20 protein-coding genes are annotated in these 23,419 nt (G+C 61.8%); 13 read left to right on the plus strand and 7 right to left on the minus strand.

Annotated elements, in window-relative coordinates; genetic code table 11:
* The first annotated feature begins 194 nt into the window (after positions 1-194).
* From ABIE08_RS06915 to ABIE08_RS06925, 3 genes are all read left to right on the plus strand, one after another.
* The gene (locus tag ABIE08_RS06915) at positions 195-1,763 is read left to right on the plus strand and encodes a GMC family oxidoreductase (RefSeq protein ID WP_354549766.1); all 1,569 of its coding nucleotides are present in this window, start codon (positions 195-197) and stop codon (positions 1,761-1,763) included.
* Between the two features lie 38 nt (positions 1,764-1,801).
* On the plus strand, positions 1,802-2,596 hold the full coding sequence (locus ABIE08_RS06920) for an SDR family NAD(P)-dependent oxidoreductase (protein ID WP_354549767.1): 795 nt from the start codon (positions 1,802-1,804) through the stop codon (positions 2,594-2,596).
* 91 nt (positions 2,597-2,687) lie between these two features.
* Positions 2,688-2,864: a hypothetical protein gene (locus ABIE08_RS06925; RefSeq protein WP_354549769.1), complete on the plus strand. Its 177-nt coding sequence runs from the start codon at positions 2,688-2,690 to the stop codon at positions 2,862-2,864.
* 71 nt (positions 2,865-2,935) lie between these two features.
* On the opposite strand, the gene ABIE08_RS06930 is transcribed toward ABIE08_RS06925, so the two are convergent.
* From ABIE08_RS06930 to ABIE08_RS06960, 7 genes are all read right to left on the minus strand, one after another.
* Positions 2,936-3,706, minus strand: coding sequence for an L-iditol 2-dehydrogenase (locus ABIE08_RS06930; RefSeq protein ID WP_354549770.1), 771 nt, complete (start codon positions 3,704-3,706; stop codon positions 2,936-2,938).
* Positions 3,707-3,779: 73 nt separating this feature from the next.
* On the minus strand, positions 3,780-4,871 hold the full coding sequence (locus tag ABIE08_RS06935; RefSeq protein WP_354549771.1) for a glycerol dehydrogenase: 1,092 nt from the start codon (positions 4,869-4,871) through the stop codon (positions 3,780-3,782).
* Between the two features lie 33 nt (positions 4,872-4,904).
* A complete protein-coding gene (locus tag ABIE08_RS06940; RefSeq protein WP_354549773.1) occupies positions 4,905-5,675 on the minus strand; it encodes an SDR family NAD(P)-dependent oxidoreductase in 771 nt (256 codons plus the stop codon).
* Between the two features lie 28 nt (positions 5,676-5,703).
* Positions 5,704-6,693 carry an ABC transporter permease gene (locus ABIE08_RS06945; protein WP_354549775.1) on the minus strand — a complete coding sequence of 330 codons (990 nt, stop codon included), beginning with the start codon at positions 6,691-6,693 and terminating at the stop codon, positions 5,704-5,706.
* Positions 6,690-8,195: a sugar ABC transporter ATP-binding protein gene (locus tag ABIE08_RS06950; protein WP_354549777.1), complete on the minus strand. Its 1,506-nt coding sequence runs from the start codon at positions 8,193-8,195 to the stop codon at positions 6,690-6,692. Before ABIE08_RS06950 ends, ABIE08_RS06945 begins: the two co-directional genes overlap by 4 nt.
* Before the next feature lie 67 nt (positions 8,196-8,262).
* Positions 8,263-9,231, minus strand: a complete 969-nt coding sequence (locus ABIE08_RS06955; protein WP_436409508.1) for a substrate-binding domain-containing protein — start codon at positions 9,229-9,231, stop codon at positions 8,263-8,265.
* Positions 9,232-9,316: 85 nt separating this feature from the next.
* Positions 9,317-10,087, minus strand: a complete 771-nt coding sequence (locus ABIE08_RS06960; RefSeq protein WP_354549778.1) for an SDR family NAD(P)-dependent oxidoreductase — start codon at positions 10,085-10,087, stop codon at positions 9,317-9,319.
* Positions 10,088-10,508: 421 nt separating this feature from the next.
* Between ABIE08_RS06960 and ABIE08_RS06965 the strand changes: the two genes are divergently transcribed.
* The 10 genes from ABIE08_RS06965 (at position 10,509) to ABIE08_RS07010 (ending at position 23,413) form a co-directional block, all read left to right on the plus strand.
* Positions 10,509-11,210 carry a GntR family transcriptional regulator gene (locus ABIE08_RS06965; RefSeq protein WP_354549780.1) on the plus strand — a complete coding sequence of 234 codons (702 nt, stop codon included), beginning with the start codon at positions 10,509-10,511 and terminating at the stop codon, positions 11,208-11,210.
* 353 nt (positions 11,211-11,563) lie between these two features.
* Entirely contained in the window at positions 11,564-12,724 is a 1,161-nt protein-coding gene (locus ABIE08_RS06970) for a sugar ABC transporter substrate-binding protein (RefSeq protein WP_354549782.1), read from the plus strand.
* A gap of 78 nt (positions 12,725-12,802) precedes the next feature.
* Positions 12,803-14,314, plus strand: coding sequence for a sugar ABC transporter ATP-binding protein (locus ABIE08_RS06975; RefSeq protein ID WP_354549784.1), 1,512 nt, complete (start codon positions 12,803-12,805; stop codon positions 14,312-14,314).
* Between the two features lie 23 nt (positions 14,315-14,337).
* A complete protein-coding gene (locus ABIE08_RS06980) occupies positions 14,338-15,372 on the plus strand; it encodes an ABC transporter permease (protein ID WP_354549786.1) in 1,035 nt (344 codons plus the stop codon).
* Positions 15,373-15,608: 236 nt separating this feature from the next.
* A complete protein-coding gene (tkt, locus tag ABIE08_RS06985) occupies positions 15,609-17,612 on the plus strand; it encodes a transketolase (protein WP_354549788.1) in 2,004 nt (667 codons plus the stop codon).
* Between the two features lie 28 nt (positions 17,613-17,640).
* On the plus strand, positions 17,641-19,089 hold the full coding sequence (locus ABIE08_RS06990; RefSeq protein WP_354549789.1) for a xylulokinase: 1,449 nt from the start codon (positions 17,641-17,643) through the stop codon (positions 19,087-19,089).
* A 264-nt stretch (positions 19,090-19,353) separates the two neighbouring features.
* Positions 19,354-20,577, plus strand: a complete 1,224-nt coding sequence (locus ABIE08_RS06995; RefSeq protein WP_354549791.1) for an ABC transporter substrate-binding protein — start codon at positions 19,354-19,356, stop codon at positions 20,575-20,577.
* A gap of 197 nt (positions 20,578-20,774) precedes the next feature.
* The gene (locus tag ABIE08_RS07000) at positions 20,775-21,515 is read left to right on the plus strand and encodes a carbohydrate ABC transporter permease (RefSeq protein ID WP_354549793.1); all 741 of its coding nucleotides are present in this window, start codon (positions 20,775-20,777) and stop codon (positions 21,513-21,515) included.
* Positions 21,508-22,326, plus strand: a complete 819-nt coding sequence (locus ABIE08_RS07005; protein WP_354549795.1) for a carbohydrate ABC transporter permease — start codon at positions 21,508-21,510, stop codon at positions 22,324-22,326. The genes ABIE08_RS07000 and ABIE08_RS07005 overlap by 8 nt, the downstream gene beginning before the upstream one ends.
* A gap of 142 nt (positions 22,327-22,468) precedes the next feature.
* Entirely contained in the window at positions 22,469-23,413 is a 945-nt protein-coding gene (locus tag ABIE08_RS07010) for a sugar-binding transcriptional regulator (protein WP_354549797.1), read from the plus strand.
* Positions 23,414-23,419: the final 6 nt, after the last annotated feature.

Genomic DNA, 23,419 nt, shown 5'->3' on the forward strand with positions numbered 1-23,419 from the left:
GCCCCCTGAAGCGGCCGGCCAGCGCATCTTCGAGATCATTCTGGCAGCGGCCTCGGGCGAGAAGACGCTGAGCGAAATCCACGACGACGGGGACAATGAATTCGTGCCCGGGCACGTCGGCGCCGTGATGTGAGGAGGAACTTGGAAGCCGGTCACCCCGCAAATCAGAGCCGGCATCCAGGGAGAGGAAAAATATGAGCGATCTCAAAGACAGCTACGACATCGTCATCATCGGTGCCGGTGTCGGCGGCGGCGCGCTTGCCAACACGCTGGCCGCGCCCGGCCGTAACATCCTGATGATCGAGCGCGGCACCCGGCTTCCTCGCGAGGCGGACAATTGGAGCGTCGACGCCGTCTTCCACAAGCGCAAATACGCCGCCAAGGAACAATGGCGCGACAAGAACGGCTCACTGTTCAACCCCGGCACCTATTACTATGTCGGCGGCAACTCGAAGTTCTTCGGCGCCGCCACCGTGCGATTCCGCAAGGAGGATTTCGAGGACCTGCAGCACGAAGCGGGCATCGCTCCCGCATGGCCGGTTTCCTATGCCGAATTCGAGCCGTACTACGCCCGTGCCGAAAAGCTGATGGGCACGCATGGCGAGGCCGGCATCGACCCGATCGAGCCACCCCGCAGCGGTCCCATGCCCTTCCCCGCTATCGGCCATGAACCTGAGATCGCCTTCTTCGAAAAGAAGCTGCGCGAGAAGGGACTGCATCCGTTCCCGCTGCCGATTGCCATCGACTATCACCCAGGTGGCACCTGCATCCGCTGCAAGACGTGCGACGGTTTTGCCTGCAAGATTGGCGCGAAGGGCGACGCCGAAGTCCGGCTGGTCAATCCGGCGCTCGCCAAGGGCGGCGTGACGCTCGTTACCGAAACCTATGTGCGGCGGCTGATCACCGACCCCAGCGGCAAGCGGGTCGTTTCCGTCGAGTTGGAGCATGAGGGCCAAGTCCGCACCATCGCGGGCAAGATTTTCATCTCGTCCGCCGGTGCGATCAACTCCTCGGCGCTGCTCCTGCGCTCGGCCAATGCGAAGCACCCGAACGGCCTCGGCAACAACACGTCCGACCAGCTCGGCCGCAACTACATGGCCCACAACAACACGGCGATGATGGCCGTTTCGCCGTTCAAGAAGAACCGCGTCACATTTCAGAAGTCGATGGCGATCAATGACTACTATCTCGCCAACAAGGAGCGCCCCTACCCGCTCGGCAACATCCAGGGGCTCGGCAAGCTGCAGGCCGGGATGCTGACGGCGAACCTGCGCTGGATACCCGAGGCACTCATGGCACTGTTTTCCGAACGCAGCGTCGACTGGTGGCTGATGTCGGAAGACCTGCCCGATCCCAACAACCGCGTCAGCGTCGATCCCGACGGCAAGATCCGCGTCGCCTATACCGAGAACAATCTGAAATCGCATGGGGAACTGGTGAAGGTCTGGACCCGCCACATGCGCTCGCTCGGCTATCCGATCATCATCACCCAGAAGATGGATATCACCGTGGCGATGCATCAATGCGGCACGGCCCGCTTTGGCAAGGACCCCGCCACCTCCGTGCTCGACACCAATTGCAAGGTCTGGGACGTCGACAATCTCTATGTCGTCGATGCTTCGTTCCTGCCGTCCTCGACCGGCTTCAACCCGTCGCTGACAATCGTGGCGCAGGCACTGCGCACCGGCGAACACCTCTTGAAGGAGCTCGGCGAAACGGTTGCCGCCACGCCTCAGCCCGCTGACGGAAGAGCCGCCGCATAGGGCGTCCCCGATAAGAAATGCCTCTGGAGGAAACAACCATGTCCGCAAAGCGGGACTATACGCGCCTTTTCGACCTCACCGGCCGCAAAGCCATCGTCACCGGCGGTTCGCGTGGCATCGGCCGCGCCCTGACCGAGGCACTGGCCGCGCAGGGCGCCGATGTCGCTATCGTGGTGCGCTCGTCGATCGATCTGGCGCGCAGCCTTGCCGACGAGCTGAACGTTGAAGGCGGCGACAGCTTCGCCATCCAGGCCGATGTTTCGGTTCCCGCCGATGTGGAGCGGCTCGCAGCCGAGGTCGCGGCGCGCTGGGGCCGAGCCGACATCCTCGTCAACAATGCCGGCATCGTCTTGCCCGGGAACGCGGAGGATTATCCGCTGGAGCAGTGGCGCCAGACGCTGAACGTCAATCTCGACGGCGTCTTCCTGGTGAGCCAGGCGATCGGCAAGATGATGATCGCGCAGAAAAGCGGCTCGATCATCAATATCGGCTCGATGTCGGGTCGGATCGTCAACTGGCCGTTCCGCCATGCGGCCTACAATGTGTCAAAGGCAGCAGTGCACATGCTGACCAAGTGCCTGGCCACGGAATGGGCCGAGCACAACATCCGTGTCAACGCACTGGCGCCGGGTTACATCATGACCGAACTCACCGAGGAAGTTTTGCGCGAGCATCCCGACGTCGTCGCCAACCATTGGGCCAAGGGCGCGGTAATGAACCGGATCGGCACGGTCGATGAACTCGCCGGCTCGGTCGTCTATCTCGCCAGCGACGCCGCATCATTCACCACCGGCGAGATCGTCACCGTCGATGGCGGCCTGACGCTCCGCTAGCGTAGCCCGCCAGCCGGGCCGGAAGCCTCCTCCCCCTTCCGGTCCGCCCCCTCAAAACATCCCCAAATTCCACAACACTGGAGTATTCGCCATGTCTCAACGAGGCTATGGGGGACCGCTGCGCTATGTCCAGGGCCCGGGCGTCATCGCCGATATCGGTCGCTACGTCGCGCCGCCTGGCGACTCGGCACTCGCCATTGTCGACGGGTTCTTCTGGGACAGCCTGCGGCCGACCGACCATTACAGCGAGCCTGACGGAGGGCAGTGAGCCCCCGACGCAACGGCACACCCAGCGAGCCGTCGACGGTTACCCGAGGCAACCTCCCAATCCAATTAGATCTAGCTCATCCAGTTACCGCCATCCACGTTCAGCGTCTGCGCAACGATGTAGGCGGAGTCGTCCGAGGCGAGGAAAACGGCAGGCCCCGCGAAATCGGATGGGTCTCCCATTCGTCCAGCCGGCACCGCCTCGCCCACCAATCGCTTCTTCTCGCCGATCGGCCGGCCCTCATACTTCGCAAACAGCGCGTCGACCCGATCCCACATCGGCGTATCGACGACGCCCGGCGCGATCGCGTTGACGCGGATGCCGTCCTGGATCAGCTCGAGCGCCATCGACTGAGTGATGCTGATGACGGCGGCCTTGGCCGCGCAATACAAAATGACATTTGCCTCGCCGCGCCGCCCGGCCTGGGACGAGATATTGATCACGACGCCTCCCTGACCCCGAGACCGCATGATCTGGGCGGCGCCCTGGGTCATGAAGATCAGGCCCCCGACATTGACGTCGAACTGGCGCCGATACATCTCCGGCGTGATTTCGCCAAGCGGCGCCATGTCGAAGACGCCCGCATTGTTGACCAGAATATCAACGCCGCCAAAGTGTGTCGCAGTCGTTGCCAATACCGACTGGATGGAGTTGATGTCGCGAACATCGAGCGGTGTCGACATGGCGGCGTCGCCAAGCTCGCTAGCAAGATCACAGGCCAGTTCAGCCTCGATATCCGCGATGACGACCTTGGCGCCCTGCGCCACATAGGCCCTGACAATCGCGGCGCCGATACCCCGCGCGCCGCCTGTCACGATCGCCACTTTTCCCTGGAGCTTCATTCTGCCTCCAAAGCATTTGGATACGTCGCAGGGAGAGACCTGTCCGGCCGTCATGGCAAGACAATGCGAGCCGCTATGAGGCTGCCCGACCCAGGGCATCCGCCGTGAGAATAGCGGCACGGATCTCCCGCACGCCGACGGTCGCGCGTGTGGCATGCGTGATCTTGCCTTTCACGGCAGCCTCGGCGATCTGGTCAACCTTGGCCGAGACATCCTCGGTGATCTGCAGTCCGGCCAAGGTCGTCGGCAGCCCCAGGCTCTGGCAGAAGGCGATCGCTTCGTCGATCTCGGCCTTCGGACGGTTCTCGAGCACAAGCAGGCAAATAACGCCGAACGCGACCTTCTCGCCATGCAGCATGCCATGCACGTCATGCACCACCGTCAGGGCATCATGGATGCCATGGGCGGCGGATACACCGCAGTTCTCGAATCCGAGGCCGCTCAGCAGCGTGTTCGCCTCTATAATATCTTCGACGGCTGTCGTAACGACACCCGCCTCGGCAGCCGTCTTCGCCTTCAACGCCTGCTCCATAACCACCCAATGACAATGGCGTGCGATCGCTCGCGCCGCCTGCGTGGCCGGGAAGCCCCCGGAAATGTAGTTATCGGTACCCGCATCGATATTGGCGCGCGCCTCGAACCAGGTCGACAGAGCGTCGCCGATGCCCGCGACGAGAAAACGGACCGGCGCAGCGACGATCAATTCGGGGTCTACAAGCACCAGGTCGGGGTTGCGCGGCAGATTATGCGCCATCTCCAGCACGCCGTCGGGCGAATAAACCACGACGACAGCGCTTGTCGGAGCGTCGGTGGAGGCGATCGTCGGCACCGCCATCATGCGGGCATGGTTCTGGTGCGCGGCCATCTTAGCCGTGTCGAGCGTCTTGCCGCCACCGACGCCGACAACGACGTCGGCCCCATGCTCGGCCACTAACACGGTAACGCGAGCGATCTCCTGATTGCTGCACTCGCCGCCGAATTTTTCGAAGCGCGCCTCAACATCTTCGCCAAGCCCGGCGGCGATCTTCGTCGACAGGGTGTGGAAGAGAAATCCATCTATCAGAAACAGTGGCTTCTTGCCGAGTAGCGCGAGATGCTCGCCAAGGCGGGCGATCTCGCCGCAGCGCTGAATATAGCGGCTGGGCGAACCAAAGGATCGAGACACGACAACCTCCCAACAGTGCGGCCCTTGGCCAGATCAGCGTATTGTGTTTCCGCAGACATATCCGCCATCGACGGGCAGATCAGCGCCGGTGATGAAGCCCGCTGCAGGGCTCGCCAGGAAGAGTGCCGCGCCGACAAGATCATCGACCGTGCCCCACCGCTTCAGCGCCGAGTGATCCGCAATCAGATCGTGGCTCTTCTCGACGCTCCAAAGGCCGCGCGTCATGGCCGTCTTGTGATAGCCGGGCGAGATCGCGTTCACTCGCACGCCATCCGGGCCGTACGCATGCGCGAGGGCGCGGGTCAGGCCAAGCAAACCAGTCTTGCTGGCCGTGTAGGCCGGCACTTCCGGCTCGACCAGATAGCTCAACATCGAAGTGATGTTTACGATCGATCCCCGCGTCGCCTTCAGATGATCGCGGAATGTCGAACTCAAGCGCATGACGCTGTTGAGATTGACGTCGATGACATCCAGGAACACGGCTTCCTGATGCTCCGCCTCCCCGCGGCCGATGCCTTGCGCGTTTACCAGCACATCCAGCCGGTCGAACGTCGTCGCAAATGCCTTCACATCGTCGCTGCTCCGCACGTCGAGCACCGCAAAGCTCAGATTGGCATTGTCGGGACGCGCCTTCTCGGCGTCGATCTTCGCCTGGCTGGATCCTGCCGCGACAACATCAGCGCCGAGCGCGGCAAAGCCCTGTGCGATGGCGAGGCCGATGCCGCTGGTCGCGCCGCAGACCAAAACCGTTCGGCCCGCGAAAAGGTCTCGTTGAAAAGTCGTCACAAGATCCGTCAGGGACATCCTGGCCTCCTCCTCTCATGGGTTTCCGTCACTGGCGTCCGCGCGCCGCAACAAACTGGATCAGCATCGCCAGAATGATGATCAGCCCGAGATAGACGTTCTGGTGGTATCCTGGGACGCCGGCGAGGTTCATGATGTTGGTGATGATGCCGAGTATGAGCGCGCCGAGCAGCGTGTTGAACATGCCGCCACGCCCGCCCATCAGGCTTGCGCCGCCGATCACCACAGCCGCGATAACGTTGAGCTCGGCACCGACGCCAACTTGCGGCGTGCCGATCCCGGTGCGGGCAGCCGCCACGATACCCGCAACCGATGCCAGCACACCGCTGATGACGTAGACCCCGAGGATATAGCGCCGGACCGGCACGCCGGAGAGACGCACGGCCTCCTCGTTCGAGCCGATGGCGGTGACGATGCGTCCGAAGCTGGTGAAGGTCAGCACCGCGCCGCCGATGGCAAAGATGATGAGCATCAGCACGACGGGTTGTGGAACGCCCAGGAAGAAGCCGCTGCCGAAGTCGACCAGCGCCGAACCGCTTGGGCCAATCGTGATCGGACGACCGGCGCTCAGGATCAGTGAAACTCCGCGAGCGATGGCCATCATCGCGAGCGAAATAACAAAGGAAGGAAGCTTCATGTAAGCGACGAAAAACCCCGTCACCGTGCCAGAGACGACGCCGGACAGTAGCACGAGCAGGATCGTGACCGGGAGGCTGAACCCCATCGTCGCAATCAGATAGGCGCCCAGTACCGCGCCCACCGCCGCCACGGAGCCGACGGACAAGTCGATACCCCGCGTCAGCACGACGAACAGCATGCCGACAGCCATGATGCCATGGCCGGATGCGACCTGACGGGCAACGTTCATCAGGTTCCGCTCGGTCAGGAAGGCGTCCGACCAGAACGACGCAACCACCATGAGCACGAGGAAAATTCCGACGGTTCCGTAGTTGCGAACGATCTCGACCAGTCGGGAATTGCGCGATGCCGACGGGGGCAAGGTTCCGGAAGCGCTCATGCTATTGCCTCATCGTTATTCTTTTCCGTTCGTGTCATCGCCAAGGTCAAAAGGCGCTCCTCGGTGAATTCACTCGCATTCAGTTCGCCCACGATCGCCCCTTCCGCCATGACCAGGATCCGATCGCAGATGCCGAAGAGTTCCTGATGCTCGGAGGAGATGACGAGGACGGCTTTTCCCGATTTCGCCAGATCATTGATGATCGTGTAGATCTCGCTCTTGGCGCCGACATCGACGCCGCGCGTCGGCTCGTCGAGGATCAGGAGCTCGCAATCGGCGTGGAACCACTTCGCGAGCGCAACCTTCTGCTGGTTGCCGCCCGACAGGTTCGAAACCGGCGCATCCACATTCGCGGCCTTCAGGCGCATAGAGGCGCCCAGCTTCGTCGCGATCCGGCGCTCCTTGCGGACGTTCAGAAAGCCCAGGCGCGTGACGCTTCTCAACTTGGCGAGCGTGCAATTGACCCGGATCGGCGCATCCAGGATGACACCCTGCATTTTACGGTCTTCGGGAACGAGGCCGATGCTGGCGCGCACGCCATCCCCCGGCGAATGCAACCGGGTCGGCTTCCCACGGACCAGGATCGAACCAGACTTCGCGCGATCGGCGCCAAAGAGGACGCGCGCGACTTCCGTGCGGCCGGACCCGACCAAGCCGCCTAGTCCCACGACTTCGCCGGCACGGATGGAGAAACTGACGTCACGCACTTTTCGTCCGAGCGACACATTCCTGGCCTCCAGGACAAGCTCGCCAGCCTCGCGGCCAAGCTTGGAAGGAAAGAGAGCATCCATTCGGCGCCCGACCATGTCTGAGATGATCTGGTCGATGCTCGCATCCGCCGTGTCCAGGGTTTCGACGTGCGAGCCGTCCTTCATGACCGTGATGCGATCGGAGAGTTCAAAGACCTCGTTCAATCGATGCGAGATGTAGACGATACCCGTGCCGGCCGCGCGCAACTCGCGAATGATATCGAGCAGCCGCTCGGCATCGCTGCCTGCGAGCACGGCAGTCGGCTCGTCGAAGACGATGATGCGCGAATTGTTGGAGAGCGCCTTGGCAATCTCGACGACCTGCTGGTGCGCAACGGTCAAGCTCCCGACCTGGGTGGCGGGATCGATGTTGAAGCCAAGCTTGTGGATCAGATCATGCGCATCGCGCCGCAGAGCACGATGATTGACGAATTTCGGCAGGCGGCCGAGGAAGATGTTCTCGGCCACCGTCAGGTCCGGCGCCAGCGCCAGTTCCTGATGGATGACCGAAATACCATGGGACGTTGCATCATGCGGCCCGGAGAACTCCACCGGCTTGCCGAACAGGCTGATGGAACCGGACGATGGAGTCGTCTCGCCGGCCAGCACGCGCATCAGTGTCGACTTGCCGGCGCCGTTTTCACCAACCAGTGCATGAACCTCGCCTTGCCGGAGGTCGAAGTCGATCCCTTTCAGCGCCTGAACGCCGCCGAAATTCTTCTTGATGGCGTTAAGGCTCACGAGAACGGACATGTCACCACTCAAAGAAGCGGCGCCGAAGGCGTTACCCTTCGGTGCCTCTATATTGCAATAAATCCAATCAGAATACGGATTTGGGATTGTAGTACTTGTCGACGTTATCCTTGGAGATCACATCGGCCGGGGTCAGATAAAGCTTCGGAAGGTCGGCCGGAAGCTCGCCCTTGAATGCCTTGTAGCCGATGTCGAACGCCGTGCGGCCAACGAGATCCGGATCGTTCAGGCCCGTCGCGCCATACGTGCCGTCCTTGATCATTTCCAGGGCTTCGCGCTGGCCGTCGGCGGCAGCGGTAAGGAGAATGTCCTTCAGGCCGGCAGCCTTGACGGCCTGAGCCGCGCCGAGAACCATGGAGTCATTCTCGCCGACGATCAGATTGGCGTCCGGATGCGCCTGCAGCAGATCCTCGGCAGCCTTCAGGCCGCCATCGGTGGCCCAGTCGCCCCAGCCCTGTCCTAGAATCTGCAGGTTCACGGCGCCCTCATTCACGAGCTGTCCTTCGACGATGCCCTTGACGACACCCATGCGACGCTCAAGTCCGCCGGGATTGCCCTGGTTGCCCGAAAGGAGAAGCATCTTGATCGGCGTGCCCTTCATCTTCTTGGCGATCCAGTCACCGACAAGACGACCGTTCTCGTCGCTGGACGAGCGGACCTGCGTGATCACATTGGCCTTGGGATTCAGGGTCGAGTCCATCACCACAACCTTGACGCCTGCCTTGGAGGCGGCATCGACGGTGGCGACAAGTGCTTCCTGATCACGAGGATTGACGATCAGGATCTGGACGCCCTTCGCGACCATGTCCTCGATGTCGCTGATCTGCTTGGAAAAATCGCTCTGGCTATCGGCCGTCGTGATTTCACAGCCCTTTTCCTTGGCCGCGGCCTCCACGGCCGCAACCTGCGCCGCGAAATAGGGCGCGTTGAGCGACGGCATCGTCAGCCCGACCTTGCAGTCGGCCGCCATCGCCGCCGGCGTCAGGCAAAGCAAGAGCGCGGCGCCAGACATGAGAATGCTGAACGTGTTCTTCATTGTTCCCTCCAGTTATTTAGCCTTTCGGAAACGTCAGGCGTCCCCGAAACTCCTCACCTCGGCCATCCCCTCCGAAAAGGCCGTATCACCAGGCCGTATAGCCGCCGTCTACTTGGACGATAGACCCGGTCATCAGACTGGCCGCTTCCGAAGCCAGGAAGAGAATGACGCTCGCGACTTCAAAGTCTTTTCCCATCCTCGCCATGGGCGTCGAGTCGATCCATCGATCGAGCATCGGCTTGTTGTTCTCGACCAGTGCGTTGAGGGGGGTCTCGATATAGGTCGGAGCGACCGCATTGACCCGCACGCCGCGCGCCGCCCACTCAGCCGCGAGGGAACGCGTCAAATGATGCACAGCAGCCTTGGAAGCGTTGTAGTGAGCCTGCGGCTGCGGGCGGTTCACGATGAAGCCAGACATCGAGCCAACATTTACGATTGAGCCGCGACGCGCTGTCAGCATGTGACGGCCAAAGGCGCGGCTGCACCAGTAGACACCGTTCAGATTGACGTCGATGACCTTGAGCCAGCGCTCGTCTTCCATGTCCTCGGCGGGAATGTCGCTCAGAGCAATACCGGCATTGTTCACCAGGATTGATGCGCCGCCACGCGCCGCGAGTTCGTCCGCGATTTCCTGCATGCGAGCGGCATTGGTGACATCGCCTTCATGCACCGAGACGTCGTAGCCCTTGGCTCGCAACGCCGTCGCCGCCTCTTCCAGCAACAACGGGTCGCGCTCGATCAGGGCCAAGCGTGCGCCTGCCTCACCAAGCGCCTCGGCACTCGCCAGGCCTATGCCGCGTCCACCACCCGTAACCACCGCAAGCTGCCCATCAACCCGGAACCGATCGAGATACACGCTACCAACTCCCCCAGTTGTCTTGAGATCGCCGTGGTCGGATCATCGCATGAGACCCGGATAACATTATGTTCGTATGTACGTACATCTTTTTCGGCAAATCAAGCGCTTATTCGCGCGTCTTGGAGATCGCTGGCGTGGAGTATTGAGCATGCCGATTTGCCGACTAAGACCGGGACGCCATCAACCAACCTGTACGTACAGCCTGCAAGGGTAACCCTGGCCGCCCGTCTCGCTCTTCGAATTGCACAAGCAGACACCAGGCGGTGTCGGACTGTAAAACTGTTGTGTTTCCACGGGATTCGCCAGGGATCGCCTACCAGTTCTGCATTGAACCGGCACGGTTTCGAGCTTAGTATGATAGGCGTACATGATGCATGACTAGGTCAACACGTTGATAGATCGCACGACTCCAATACCCTTGTACTTCCAGCTCGCCGGGCTTCTCAAAGAGCAGATCCGGGCTGGGCAACTCGCGGTTGGGGCTAAATTGCCCTCCGAACATGAGTTGTGCGCCGAATACGACGTGTCGCGCAGCGTTGTCCGTCAGGCTTTGCTGTCGCTCGCGCAAGATGGGTTGATCGAGACGGAGCGCGGTCGCGGGGCGTTTGTGCGCGACCGCAAGGTGCCCATCACGCTTATCCAGAAACTCGACCCCCTGCAGGAAGGCATGGCGAAGGCCGGGTTCAAGCTGACGACCAAGGTTTTGCAGCAACGCCTGATCGATGCGCCAGCGCACGTGGCCGAACAAATCGGGGACAACAAGGCGATCTTCCTGGAACGGCTGCGTCTTGCCGACGGCGAGGTTCTGCTTCTGGTGCAGAATTACCTGCCCTATAGCCGGGTTCCTGATTTGCTGCATTACCGGGAACTGGAGACAACATCACTCTACAATTATCTGCGCAGCGAACTGGGCATTACGGTTTCCACCGGCAAGCGCCTCATAGAGATCGGCAAAGTGGATAGCCATGTCGCCTCGCTTCTCGGCCTGGAAGCCGGTGCGCAGGCGCTCTTCAATCGCGAGACGACCTTTGACGAAGGCGGCGTCGCCGTAGAATATTACGAGTCCTGGCATCATCCGGACCGCACCCGGCTGACGATCGACTTGTATCGAAGCCTCTAAGGCGACTGCGCTCCAGGCAGAATTCAAGCGGCCTCACCTCCCTCTTTGGCCTGAACGCCGCCTGACTGCCGCACCCCTCGCTACCAGCGCATCGGCTGACATCGAGCCGGCGCGCCTCCCAGTCGCCGCCCCGGACAGCCAGGCTGACAAGCCCCCTTCCTTCTGGGCGCGTAGTCCTCTTTGCCGCGAATAGACTTCCCCCCAGCTTCTCAAGGGGCGGTCCGGCGTCCTCACGCCGGGCCTGACTCAAGTTCGCGTGCCAACATCTTGTAATTACAGGCGGCTATCTTGACATCCGTATTTTGCGCTGTCAGCCTTCCCTCGTCATGTTTGGTCTTTGGGAGGAGAGAAATATGAAAAGGTTGAGGCAAGTCCTCGCTGCCGCGATCGCGCCCCTGGCAATTATTGCCTCGGTCTCCGGAGCGTATTCGCAGGACGCCCCGATCGAGGTCACGATCGGATGGGCCCCGCCGGACGTCTCCGGCGTCTTCAAGACCGCCACTGACTTCTTCGAGAAGTCAGCCGCGGACGCGAAGGGAAAAGGCTTTGATGTGAAGATCATCACCTCGACCGGCCAGGGCCACGACATCGCCCAGCAGGTCAATGCGATCGACGATCTCATCCAGCAGCAGGTCGACGTCATCGCCGTGTCTCCGGCCGACGTCAATTCAGTCAAGCCGGCTCTGCGGCGCGCCAAAGAGGCTGGTATCGGCGTCATCGTCGTGAACCTGCTTGAGCCGATCGAAGGCCTCGAGGTCGACAGCTATATCGGCTACGACAACACCGTCGCGGCTGAGGTCAGCGCATCGGCGGTTGCGGATTACTTTGGCGCACCGGGCGTCCTCGGCGCCGGCGACAAGCTGGACGTGAAGCCGGAAACCTATCTTGACCGCGCGTTCTGGAAAGAGAATTTCGACAAGCTCACGCCCGAGCAGAAGGCAGCGATCAAGGCCAAGGGCGTCATCATCGAAGGCGTCTCCGGCAATTTCTACTCGAACACCCGCCTGACCGGATTTCGGAACGTCTCGAAGGACTTCCCTGGCATCGAAATCGTCGGCGCTCCCTGCGCAGGCGACTGGAAGCGCGAGAAGGGCACCAACTGCGCCGAAGATTTCCTGCAGGCCCATGACGACATCGACTTCATCTGGGCCGCCTCGAACGAGATGGGCCTGGGCGCGATGCTGGCGGCGCAGAACGCCGGCCGGCTGGAGACCGCGTCCGACGGTGTCAAGGTCGGCGATGGCAAGGTTGCCATCTTCACCAATGACGTGACGCCGGAATCGGTCGACCGCATCGCGGAAGGCAAGCTGATCGGGGAAACCACGCATGGTTTTGCCGACTGGGGATGGTACGGCACGAAGATCGCCGTCGAGATCGCCTGCAAGCAAGACGTTGAGAAGATCTTCGACATCCGCCCGCGTACCGTCGAGATCAACAACGCCCGTCTTTTCTATCCCGATCCGAAGCTTGAGCAGATCGACTGGGCAACGATGCGCGCCAACTGCAAGAAGTAGCGATCTCCAGATAGTCGGCTATCGGCGTCGCATCGCCGATCCGCATTCGGCTCGATAGACTTGACGGAGTTGCATAAGGTGGCTACCTCGCCCGCCCCTACTCTGCCTGACTCTGCCCCGGAGGCGAATACGCTTCTCCGCCTCCGGGACATTGGCAAAGTATTCCCTGGCAACGTTGCGCTTTGCGACGTCTCGCTGGACATCCGCGCCGGAGAAATTCACGCCTTGATGGGCGAGAATGGGGCGGGCAAGTCAACGCTGATGAAGATCATCGCCGGAGAATACTCGGCGACGTCCGGCGACATCGTGGTCGACGGCAAGATCGTGCCGTCGAATTTCGACGCTGCAAAATACGGCATCGGCCTCGTTCATCAGGAACTGAGTCTGGTCCCTGCCCTTTCCGTCGCCGAGAACATCTATCTCGGCCGCCTGCCCCGACGCTTCGGCTCCATCGACTGGCGGGCGGCCGAGAAGAACGCACGGGCAATCCTGCGACGCCTCGGTGTCGACCTCGATCCGCGCGCACCGGTCGGCAGGCTGGAAGTCGCTGAGCAACAGTTGGTCGAGATCGCCCGCGTGCTGGAGCGCGCACCAAAAATTGTCCTGTTCGACGAGCCGACATCCGCGCTGTCTGACAGCGAGAGAACCCGGCTCTTCGACGTCATCCGCCTCCTGAAGGAAGAGGGGCACGGCGTCGTCTACATCTCGCATAACCTGTCCGAGATCATGGCGATCGCCGATCGGGTGACGGTGCTGCGAGACGGCCGCCTCGCAGCGTCCCTCCCAGTCGCCGAAGCGAGTGAGGAGAAGATCGTCTCACTGATGGTTGGTCAGGTGATGGGGCAGCAATTCCCCAAATTCGAGAGCGAGACCGGGAAGGACGTCCTACGGGTCGAAAATCTGGTTTCGGGAACGGCGCTCAAGGGCGTCTCCTTCTCGCTGCGACAAGGCGAAATCCTGGGCGTCTACGGCCTGATGGGTGCGGGCCAGGCGGAACTGGCCGGCGCCATTTTCGGACTGGCACCCTTCGACAGCGGCGAAATCCACGTGGGCGAGACGCGGCTTAGGGATCACAGCCCTGCCGATGCCATTGCCGCACGGATCGGCCTGCTGTCGCGGGATCGGCGGCAAAGCCTAATCCCGATGCAACCGATCGCGCCCAATCTGAGCCTGGCATGGCTCTCCGATCGGGCGATGCTGTCCAATCTCGAACTCGGCCGCGAGAAGCGCGAGAGCGCAGACTATATCCGGATGATGCGGATCCGGCCGCCATCCATGACCCAGAAGCTCCTGCACTATAGCGGCGGCAATCAGCAGAAGGTCATCCTGGCCCGATGGATGTCGAGCGGTTCGAAGATACTCATCTTCGACGAACCAACCCGTGGCATCGATGTAGGGGCCAAGGCGGAAGTCTTCACCATCATGAGCCGCCTGGTCGAGGCCGGAACCTCCATCCTGATGATTTCGTCGGAGATCAACGAGCTGGTCGCCTTGGCAGACCGGGTTCTCGTCATGCGCAGCGGCCTCATCAAGGTGGAGTTGACGCGCGAACAGCTCTCCCAAGAAGCGCTGCTGCTCCATTCACACTGACAGGCGTTACGATGGCACACGAAATGACCAACTCGAGCCCCACTTCGACCAAGGCAGATCGGTCGCGGTTGGCATTGCGGGACATTCTCTTCAAGGCAGGCCCGCTGATCGCCCTGATTGCGCTGATCGCCTATCTGTCGTTCGCCTCGCCAAAGTTCGCCACCCATACCAACTTCGCCAATATCGGCCGTCAAACCGCGCCACTCGCGATCCTGGCGATCGGGCAGACCTTCGCGATCCTGACGGGCGGCATCGATCTTTCCGTCGCGGCCATCGCCGCCTTCGCCTCGGCAACGACCGCCGTGCTGATGACGTCGCCGCTGGTCCTGTTCGGGGTCGACTTCGGCTATCTGCCGATCCCCGTCTGCCTGGCGGCCGGACTGATGGTCGGGCTGCTCGCGGGACTGCTGAACGGATGGATCATCGCGACCTTCAAGATCCCCGATTTCATAGCAACGCTCGGAACGATGCAGGTATTTCGCGGCGTGGCACTGCTGACAACCCAGGGGCAATCCGTACCTGGGCCATCCTCGACCCGCGAAATGCCGGCGTCGTTCACATGGCTCGGGACAGCGAATGTCGCAGGCATTCCCGCCAGCATATTCATCGCGCTGATCTGCGCGGGCATAGCGATCTATGTGCTCAAATTCACGGCCTTGGGCCGAGCGGTCTATGCGGTCGGTGGCAACCGGGAGGCGGCGCGCGTCTGCGGCATCTCCATCGGCCGAACGAAGATCTATGTCTATGCCATCTCGGGCCTGCTCGCCTCGATCGCCGGCATTCTGCTCGTGGCCCGGCTCAGTGCCGCAAATGCCCTGCTGGCCGAAGGCGAGGAGCTTCGCTCCATTGCTTCGGTCGTGATCGGCGGCACTAATCTATTCGGTGGCGAAGGCGGCGTCATCGGCTCGCTCATCGGCGCCATGCTCGTCGGCGTTCTTGGCAACGGCCTCAACCTGCTCGGGGTGAGCCCATTCTACCAGCGCATCGCGCAGGGCGTGGTGGTGGTTCTGGTCGTCATCTTCGACCAGTGGCGCCGGCGCAGCCTCAACAAGAAGTAGCGCCTCCGACGCAGGGCAGCGATGCAGGACAGGCGAACCTCCTGACCCGCGCTCACGCGTGCGGGACCTGGGATGCCGATGACAGCAGCTAGCCGGGCAGTAAGGCGACGGCCGACCGAAATTGGTCGGACGGAAATTGCGACGGGCCGTCAAAAGGGTTGACAGACAGGCCCCAAAAAGCTGTACGGTCAACCTTACATCATTACATGACTGCCATCCCTTTATAGGACCTGACGATGACATCCCCCAGCCGCCGTGACCTTGCCAACGCCATCCGGTTTCTGACCGCCGATGTTGTTCAGCAGGCAAGCTCCGGCCACCCCGGCACCGCCATGGGAATGGCCGACATCGCCGAGGTTCTTTGGAACGGCTTTCTGAAACACAACCCTGCGAACCCCAAATGGAGCAACCGCGACCGCTTCGTCCAATCCAACGGACACGGCTCGATGCTGATCTATTCGCTCCTTCACCTGTCAGGCTACGATTTGACGGTCCAGGACCTCAGGGATCATCGCAAACTGCACTCCAAGACTCCGGGACATCCGGAATTGGGCATCACGGATGGCGTAGAAACCACCACAGGACCACTGGGTCAGGGTTTCGCCAACGCCGTCGGCATGGCGTTTGCGGAAAAGAAGCTGGCCACCGAGTTCAACCGCGATGGCTTCCCGATCGTCGATCACTTTACCTATGTCTTCGTCGGCGATGGCTGCCTCATGGAGGGCGTCGCCCAGGAAGCAGCATCGCTGGCGGGTTCGCTGGGGCTGAACAAGCTCATCGCCGTCTATGACGACAACAACATCTCGATCGACGGCGAAGTCGGCGCGTGGTTTGCCGACGACACGGCCGCCCGCTTCCGCTCCCTGGGCTGGAACGTGGTGGCCGATGTCGATGGCCACGACAGCGACGCCGTCGCCAGCGCCTTCGAGGCAGCCCACCGGTCGCAAGACAAGCCCACCATGATCTGCTGCAAGACGATCATCGGCTTCGGCTCTCCCAACAAGCAGGGCAAGGAAGAGGTCCACGGATCGCCGCTGGGCATCGAGGAAGTGGCGCTGACGCGCAAGAGCCTCGGCTGGGATCACCCGGCATTCTTCGTGCCCGCCGAGATCCTGCAAGGCTGGAATGCCCTGGCGAAAGGCGAGGCCGCGGAGAGCCGCTGGAACGAATTGTTCGCCAACTACTCGAAGAGCTACCCGGAGCTGGCTGCCGAATTCAGCCGTCGCAATGCGGGCGAGCTGCCGAAGAACTTCGACGCCGTTGTCTCAGCGGAAGTCGCGAGGATCCTTGCCTCGGATCCGGCAAAGCAGCCCCTTCGCAAGGGATCGAACCGTGTCGCAACCAAGCTGATCGAGAATACGCCGGAAGTCGTTGGCGGCTCTGCCGATGTCTCGGTTTCGACGCTTGCATGGACGTCGGCCTCCCGGTCCATCACGAAGGATGATTTCGCCGGCAACTTCGTCCATTATGGCGTGCGCGAGTTCGGCATGTCGGCGATGATGAACGGCATGGCCGCCCATGGCGGCCTGCTTCCCTACGGCTCGTGCTACCTCGTGTTCAGCGACTACAGCCGCAATGCCGTGCGCCTGGCCTCGCTGATGGGACTGCGCGCCATCTTCCTCTATACGCACGACTCGATTGGCGTCGGCGAAGACGGCCCGACCCACCAGCCCTGCGAGCAGATGCTGGCGCTGCGGGCGATCCCCGGCATGTCGCTCTGGCGCCCGGGCAGCGAACTGGAAGCGCTCGCCGGCTGGGAGGCCGCATTCAAGCGGAAGGGCCCGACGGTGATTGTCGCGGCCCGGCAGGATGGCGCGGTGTTCGCACACACGCCCGAACACCTGGACGGCATCCGCAGGGGCGGCTATGTGCTACGCCAGTCGTCGTGCGAGACGCCAGACGTTGTGCTGGTCGGCACAGGATCGGAACTGGCCCAGATCATCGCCGCCGGCGACCAGCTAGAGCAGCAGGGCAAATCGGTGCGGCTGGTATCGATACCGAACGGCAACATTTTCGCCGCGCAGGACAAGGCCTACCAGGACGAAGTTCTTTCCTTCGGCACGCCTGCCGTGTTCGTCGAGGCCGCTTCCCCGCTGTACTGGTATCAGTTCCTGAAGGGGCCCGGCACGGTCGTCGGCGTCGATCGCTTTGGTGAGTCCGCAACTGGCCCGGAGCTCTACCGCCTCCTGAACATCACCGCCGAGCGCGTCGTGGCAGAGGCAATGGCCCTGTTGGGCTGATCCGCCTCCAGCATCGGGAAGACAGTCCATGTTTCTCGGCATCGATCTAGGCACCGGTTCGGTAAAGGCCCTGCTCATCGACGGCTCCGGTCGAGCCGTCGCGGAAGCAAGCCGGACCTATGCGGTTCGCTCTCCGGTCCCCGGCTATGCCGAAACCGCGGTCGAGGCGTGGTGGACGGCAACAGTCGCGGCGGTGCGGGAATGCTGCGCCGGCCGCGGCGACGACGTCCAGGGAATCGGGCTTTCCGGGCAGGCGCATGGTGTCGTGGTCCTGGATAAGAACGACCAGCCGCTGCGGCCGGCCATCCTCTGGGCCGACCAGCGCGCCACAGCGCAGATGGAAGAGATCCTCGCCCTGCCGGCTGCAATCCGGCTACCGCTTGCCAATCCCGTGGTGACCGGCATGGCGGGCCTTTCCCTTATGTGGCTGCGCGACAACGAGCCGGCCACCTTCGCCGCCATCCGCCGGGCCCTCTCGCCAAAGGACTGGCTGCGCTTCGTAATGACGGGCGAAGTTGCGACGGAGCCCAGCGATGCCTCCATGACCCTGCTCTACGACATTGTCGAGGACCAATGGTCGACGGAATTGATCCGGAAGGTTGGCATCGATCCAGACATCCTGTCCCCCATCGTCGAATCCAGTTCGGTCGCCGGTCGACTGACGAACGTGCGGGCGGAGGAGTTGGGCCTGAGGCCCGGTATCCCCGTCGCAGCCGGATTATCGGATACAGCCGCGTGCCTGTTCGGCATGGGACAGATCAATCCTGGTGCCACCATCCTGCAGATCGGTTCCGGCATTCAGATCATGGCCGTTACCGATCGGATCGAGCCGAAGCTGCAACCCTTCTACAACAGCTACCGCGGCATCGGCCGCAGCCTCTATGTCATGGCGGCGATGCAGAATGGGGGCACCGTGTTCGAATGGGCGCGCGGCGTTCTGGGCGCCACTTGGCCGGAGATGTATGAGGGCGCCTTCGAGTCCGGCGAGGGCCATGGCGGCGTGACCTTCCTTCCCTACGCGGCCGGAGAGCGGGCGCCGCTGTTGGACCCTGACGCAACGGCTGTCTGGGCCAACATGCGCTTGGGCTGCAGCCGCAACCAGATCATCCGGTCGGTGTTCGATGGCGTGGCAATGGCTATCCGGGACAGCTGGGACGCGCTGAAGCGGGAAGGCATCACGGCCCCTCACATGCTGCTTGCCGGGGGCGGCAGCGGGGACCCGCGCTGGCGCCGGCTCTTGGCCGATACGATCCAAGTCCCACTCAAGCCGGCGCTGGATGCCGGGAGCGCCACCCTCGGCGCCGCCTATCTGGGCGGCATGGCGGCGGGCCACTGGACCCAGCCAGCCGATATTCCATTCGCGGCCGCCACTGACCCCATGATCCTGCCCCGCCCCGTGGATGGGCTCGACGAGGATTTGGCTCACTTCCGAGGGATCTATCGCGGGCTAAAGCAGTCGTCGCGCCCAACCATTTAAGCAGAGGTCCGATTTTAATTGAATTTCCTTCTTTATAATAAATTATTGCAATAAATGCCGAGATCGTCTCTATTTATCGATAGTGCCTGTGTAGTGATAATCTCGACTATCGAATTATCGACGTGCCGCCGATTTCGCCAGCATGAAGACCCGGACTACCCAGCAACAATAAATCAATAAAAATACTGTCTATGGAGGAGACCAAGAATGCGCTCGTTTAAAGCTAGGAATTTTCTGATCGCAGCCTCGATGGCTGCCATTGGAATGGCAACAGGTCTTGCCAACGCCGCCGAACTGAAGATTTGGCACCACACCTACCCGCCAGCAGAAGAATTCATCAAGCAGAAGGCGGCCGAATACACCAAGCTTCATCCGGATGTGACGTTCCAGTTCCAGTCCGATCCGCATGGCGACTATGAGGTCAAGCTGCTGGCGGCCATCGCCGCTGGCGAGGCGCCCGATCTGATCAACGTGCTCGACTACCTCTACCCGAAATTCGTCAGCAAGGGCATTCTCGCCGAGGCCAACCTGCCGGCCATGGGCGTCAAGACCAATGAGGAACTGGAGGCCCTGTATTCGCCTGGCGCTCTCAAGGGTCTGATGATCGACAACAAGATCTACGGACTTCCCGAAGAGCTGAATACCTTCGCCTTGTTCATGAACAAGGAACATTTCGCCGAGGTCGGCATCGACGTGACCGACAAGGCCAATTGGCCGAAGAGCTGGGATGACCTCTTCGCAATGGCGAAGAAGGTTCAGAAGAAGGACGATAGCGGCAATTTCACCCGCCTCGGCTTCAATTGGGTCTTCGGGCTCGATGGCTTCTGGTATGCCATGGAATACTGGCCGATCCTCAACCAGTATGGCTGCGAAGTGCTCGACGCCGCCGGCAAGGCGACGATCAACTCGCCGCAATGCGTCGCGGCCTTCACGGACACCTGGCAGCGCCTGGTGACCGATGGCATCGGTGGCCCCGACTACGCCACTGTGAATCCGGTCAACGCACTGCAGGACTTCTCCGATGGTCGCCAGTCGATGATGATGGCCGGCATCTGGTCGCCCCCGCTGTTCGGCGAGGACGTCAAGAAGAACTACGTCGTGGCGCCCATCCCGCAAAAGGACCCGGCCAATCCCAAGACGCTGCTCTACAACTATTCGATGACGGTCACCCAGGCCTCCAAAAATCAGGAAGAAGCGTGGCGCTTCCTTCGCTTCCTGACCTCGGATGGCGATGGCTATCTGCGCCATACCGGCTACGTGACCGGCCTGAAGGGCTGGGAGAAGTCGGAAGCAGCGAAGGATACGATCGGCGCCGACATCTTTGCGGATCAGCTTCAGTACGGCACCTACTACTGGCGCTCGCTGACCTGGAACGAGGAAGGCAAGGCGATCAAGGATGCGATCGAGCAGATGATGCAGGGCACTTCGGTGCAGGAAGCGCTTGATCAGGCTGCCAAGCAGATCGATTTCGTGCGCAGCCAGAACTAACTATCCGTCGAAGTCGATTGCCCATCCGGCGTGAAACCCGGATGGGTACTACGCCGGCCGAAAGGTACTGACGCGTGTTTCAGTCTAGAAGACGCTTATCTCTCATATTCATAGCGCCCGCTCTTTTGTATCTGGCGATATTTCAGCTCTATCCCGTTCTGTACGCCGTCTATATCAGCTTCCATAAATACGATCTGATGTCGCCGCCCGTCTTCACCGGGCTTTCCAACTACACCCGCCTGGCGTCGGACGAGCAATTCCTGCGTTCGCTCTGGGTGACGGCGTTCTACGTCTTCTGGACCATCATCCCGGTGATCGGCCTGTCCTTCGTCCTGGGCGGCCTCCTCAGCACGCTGGGCCGGAGCCGAAGCGTCTGGCGGTTCCTGCTCTATCTGCCATCCATTTTGCCATTCGTTTCGGTCGCCCTGGTCTGGAAGCTGATGTTCAACCAGCGCGGCCCGATCAACGACGCGCTCAACAGCGCCGGCATGGCGTCGATTCCCTGGCTGACCAATAGCGCCTATGCGCCGTGGGCGCTGATCTTCATGAGCTGGTGGCACGCGACGAGCTACTACACCATCATTTTCCTGGCCGGATTTCTGACCTTGCCGCGCGACTGCTTCGAAGCCGCCCGACTCGACGGCGCGAAACTGCTTCCGATGATCCGGCACATCACCATTCCGCTTATGCGGCCGACCATCGCGCTGGTAGTCGTCTTGGCGACGGTCAACGGACTCAAGGCTTTTGTCTTCCAGCAGGTCCTGACGGATGGCGGTCCCGCCAACGCGACGCAGATCCTGACGATCCTCATCTACAAGACGGCATTCAGCTATCTCGACATGGGCCGCGCCAGCACCTACTCGATCGTGCTCTTCGGCTGCATCATGCTGCTGAGCCTCATTCAGATCTGGCTGATTTCAGGACGAAGAGATGCATAGGTCCCAGGTCGAACGCATCGCCGTCCTGGCGTTCATCGCGATCTTCGCGGTCGTCGCGCTGTTTCCCATCCTCTGGATGCTCGCCGCCTCCTTCAAGACGGATAGGGAGTTGCTGGACGGCAGCCTGTGGGATTTCGGCAGCGCTGGCATCAGCAATTATGTGAAGGCGTTCCAGGCGCGGCCGTTTCTCCGCTATCTGGTGAATTCGCTACTGGCGGCGGGTGTATCCGTCTTCGTCACACTCTTTCTGGGCGTTCTCGCGGCCTATGGTTTCGCCAAGCTGCGGAACCGCTACACGGAGATGATCTGGATCGCCGTCCTTGCCTCGATCATGATCCCGATCGAGGCTATCGTGATCCCGCTTTTCCTGCAGGTGCACGCTTTCGGCTGGCACGACAGCTACGCCGGCATTGTGCTCCCGACGGCCTTGAACGCGGCAGGAATCTTCATCCTGAGGCAGGCGATCCAGGGCATTCCCAATGAATTGCTCGAGGCGGGACGGATCGATGGCGCCAGCGAGTTCACCATTCTAAGCCGGATCATCGTTCCGCTTCTGGCGCCCAGCATCGTGGTTGTCGCGGTCCTGACCTTCAGCCTGAGCTGGAACAATTATCTCTGGCCGCTGATCATCACCAGCACCGACACGCTGCGGACCCTGCCCCTCGGCATGGCGGCGTTCCAGATGACGCTGAATACGAAGTACAGTGAGATCATGGCAGTCTCGACTTTTGGCACGATCCCGATGGCTCTGCTGTTCATCTTCCTGCAGCGATACTTCATCGATAGCGCCATCGGCTCCGGCATCAAGTAACCGGGCAGCTTGCCCCGGCTCGGCCTAGGAAAGTGCGGGAAGAAGAGCCGTTAGAGAAAGCGATTGCAGGAAAATCTGATATAGCGTCGCCAGCAACCAGAAACTCAGAACTCGACTCGCCGGCCAGCGTTCAAGGAGACCCATGGCACGCCCGAAACCGGACGAACAGGCGCTGATCAATGTCGCCCGGCTGCGCTATGAGGACGGAGTTCCCCAGAACGAGATCGCGCGAAACCTTCAGATCTCCGAGGCCACCGTCAGCCGATATCTGAAGCTGGCCATGGAACTCGGCATCGTCGAGATCCGCGTCGCAACAAGGGCGTTTCGCAACGCCGCGCTCGAAGCGCGCCTGATGCAGCGCTTCGGCCTCTCCTTCGCGATCGTGGTCGATCGGCGCCCTACCGACGTCGACCGGCTGCAACTGCTCGGCAACGCCGTCTTTCGCGGCATCGAGGACCTGGTTGCAAACGACACGGTGATCGGTGTTTCCAATGGCGAGACGGTGGCCAGCGTCGCCGCCGCTGGCCGGATGATCCGCGCCGACAATCTGTCCGTGGTGACTCTGATCGGAGGGGTCGGCCGCGCCGAGGAAGCGAGCCATACCGGCGAGATCTGCCGCACGCTGGCGCGCCGGATCGGCGCTCAGGCCTGGGTGCTGCCCGTCCCGGCCGTGGTGGACTCGATGGAGGCCGCGGAAGCCCTGCGCTCCACGTCAGGAGTCAGCGACATCTTCCAGTTGATCGATCGTGTGTCGATTGCCATCGTCGGCATCGGCGCCATGACGGAAGGCGCATCGACGTTTCGCAACGGCCTGTTTCCGCCGTCACGCGTCCAAGCCATCATAGCGGATGGCGCCGTCGGCTCGATCTGCGCGCGTTTCTACAATGCCGAAGGCCAGGTCGTGCACTCCGACATCGACGCGCGGACGCTTTCGCTGCCCCTGGACGCACTGCCGAACGTCACGCACAGCATCGCGGTGGCCATGGGCCCCGAAAAGGTCCCCGCCATCCGCGCGGCGATGCGCGGCCGCATGATCAATGCGCTCGGGACCGATGCGGAAACCGCCGCCCTGCTTTGCGAAGGCTGAGCGGCG

Source organism: Kaistia defluvii (assembly GCF_040548815.1).
GTDB classification, from domain to species: Bacteria; Pseudomonadota; Alphaproteobacteria; order Rhizobiales; family Kaistiaceae; genus Kaistia; species Kaistia defluvii_A.

Coding starts and splice junctions, on each gene's coding strand:
- ABIE08_RS06915 (WP_354549766.1), top strand. CDS start 195: ATGAGCGATCTCAAAGACAGCTACGACATCGTCATCATCGGTGCCGGT.
- ABIE08_RS06920 (WP_354549767.1), top strand. CDS start 1,802: ATGTCCGCAAAGCGGGACTATACGCGCCTTTTCGACCTCACCGGCCGC.
- ABIE08_RS06925 (WP_354549769.1), top strand. CDS start 2,688: ATGTCTCAACGAGGCTATGGGGGACCGCTGCGCTATGTCCAGGGCCCG.
- ABIE08_RS06930 (WP_354549770.1), bottom strand. CDS start 3,706: ATGAAGCTCCAGGGAAAAGTGGCGATCGTGACAGGCGGCGCGCGGGGT.
- ABIE08_RS06940 (WP_354549773.1), bottom strand. CDS start 5,675: ATGTCCCTGACGGATCTTGTGACGACTTTTCAACGAGACCTTTTCGCG.
- ABIE08_RS06945 (WP_354549775.1), bottom strand. CDS start 6,693: ATGAGCGCTTCCGGAACCTTGCCCCCGTCGGCATCGCGCAATTCCCGA.
- ABIE08_RS06950 (WP_354549777.1), bottom strand. CDS start 8,195: ATGTCCGTTCTCGTGAGCCTTAACGCCATCAAGAAGAATTTCGGCGGC.
- ABIE08_RS06955 (WP_436409508.1), bottom strand. CDS start 9,231: ATGAAGAACACGTTCAGCATTCTCATGTCTGGCGCCGCGCTCTTGCTT.
- ABIE08_RS06970 (WP_354549782.1), top strand. CDS start 11,564: ATGAAAAGGTTGAGGCAAGTCCTCGCTGCCGCGATCGCGCCCCTGGCA.
- ABIE08_RS06980 (WP_354549786.1), top strand. CDS start 14,338: ATGACCAACTCGAGCCCCACTTCGACCAAGGCAGATCGGTCGCGGTTG.
- tkt (WP_354549788.1), top strand. CDS start 15,609: ATGACATCCCCCAGCCGCCGTGACCTTGCCAACGCCATCCGGTTTCTG.
- ABIE08_RS06990 (WP_354549789.1), top strand. CDS start 17,641: ATGTTTCTCGGCATCGATCTAGGCACCGGTTCGGTAAAGGCCCTGCTC.
- ABIE08_RS06995 (WP_354549791.1), top strand. CDS start 19,354: ATGGCAACAGGTCTTGCCAACGCCGCCGAACTGAAGATTTGGCACCAC.
- ABIE08_RS07000 (WP_354549793.1), top strand. CDS start 20,775: ATGTCGCCGCCCGTCTTCACCGGGCTTTCCAACTACACCCGCCTGGCG.
- ABIE08_RS07005 (WP_354549795.1), top strand. CDS start 21,508: ATGCATAGGTCCCAGGTCGAACGCATCGCCGTCCTGGCGTTCATCGCG.
- ABIE08_RS07010 (WP_354549797.1), top strand. CDS start 22,469: ATGGCACGCCCGAAACCGGACGAACAGGCGCTGATCAATGTCGCCCGG.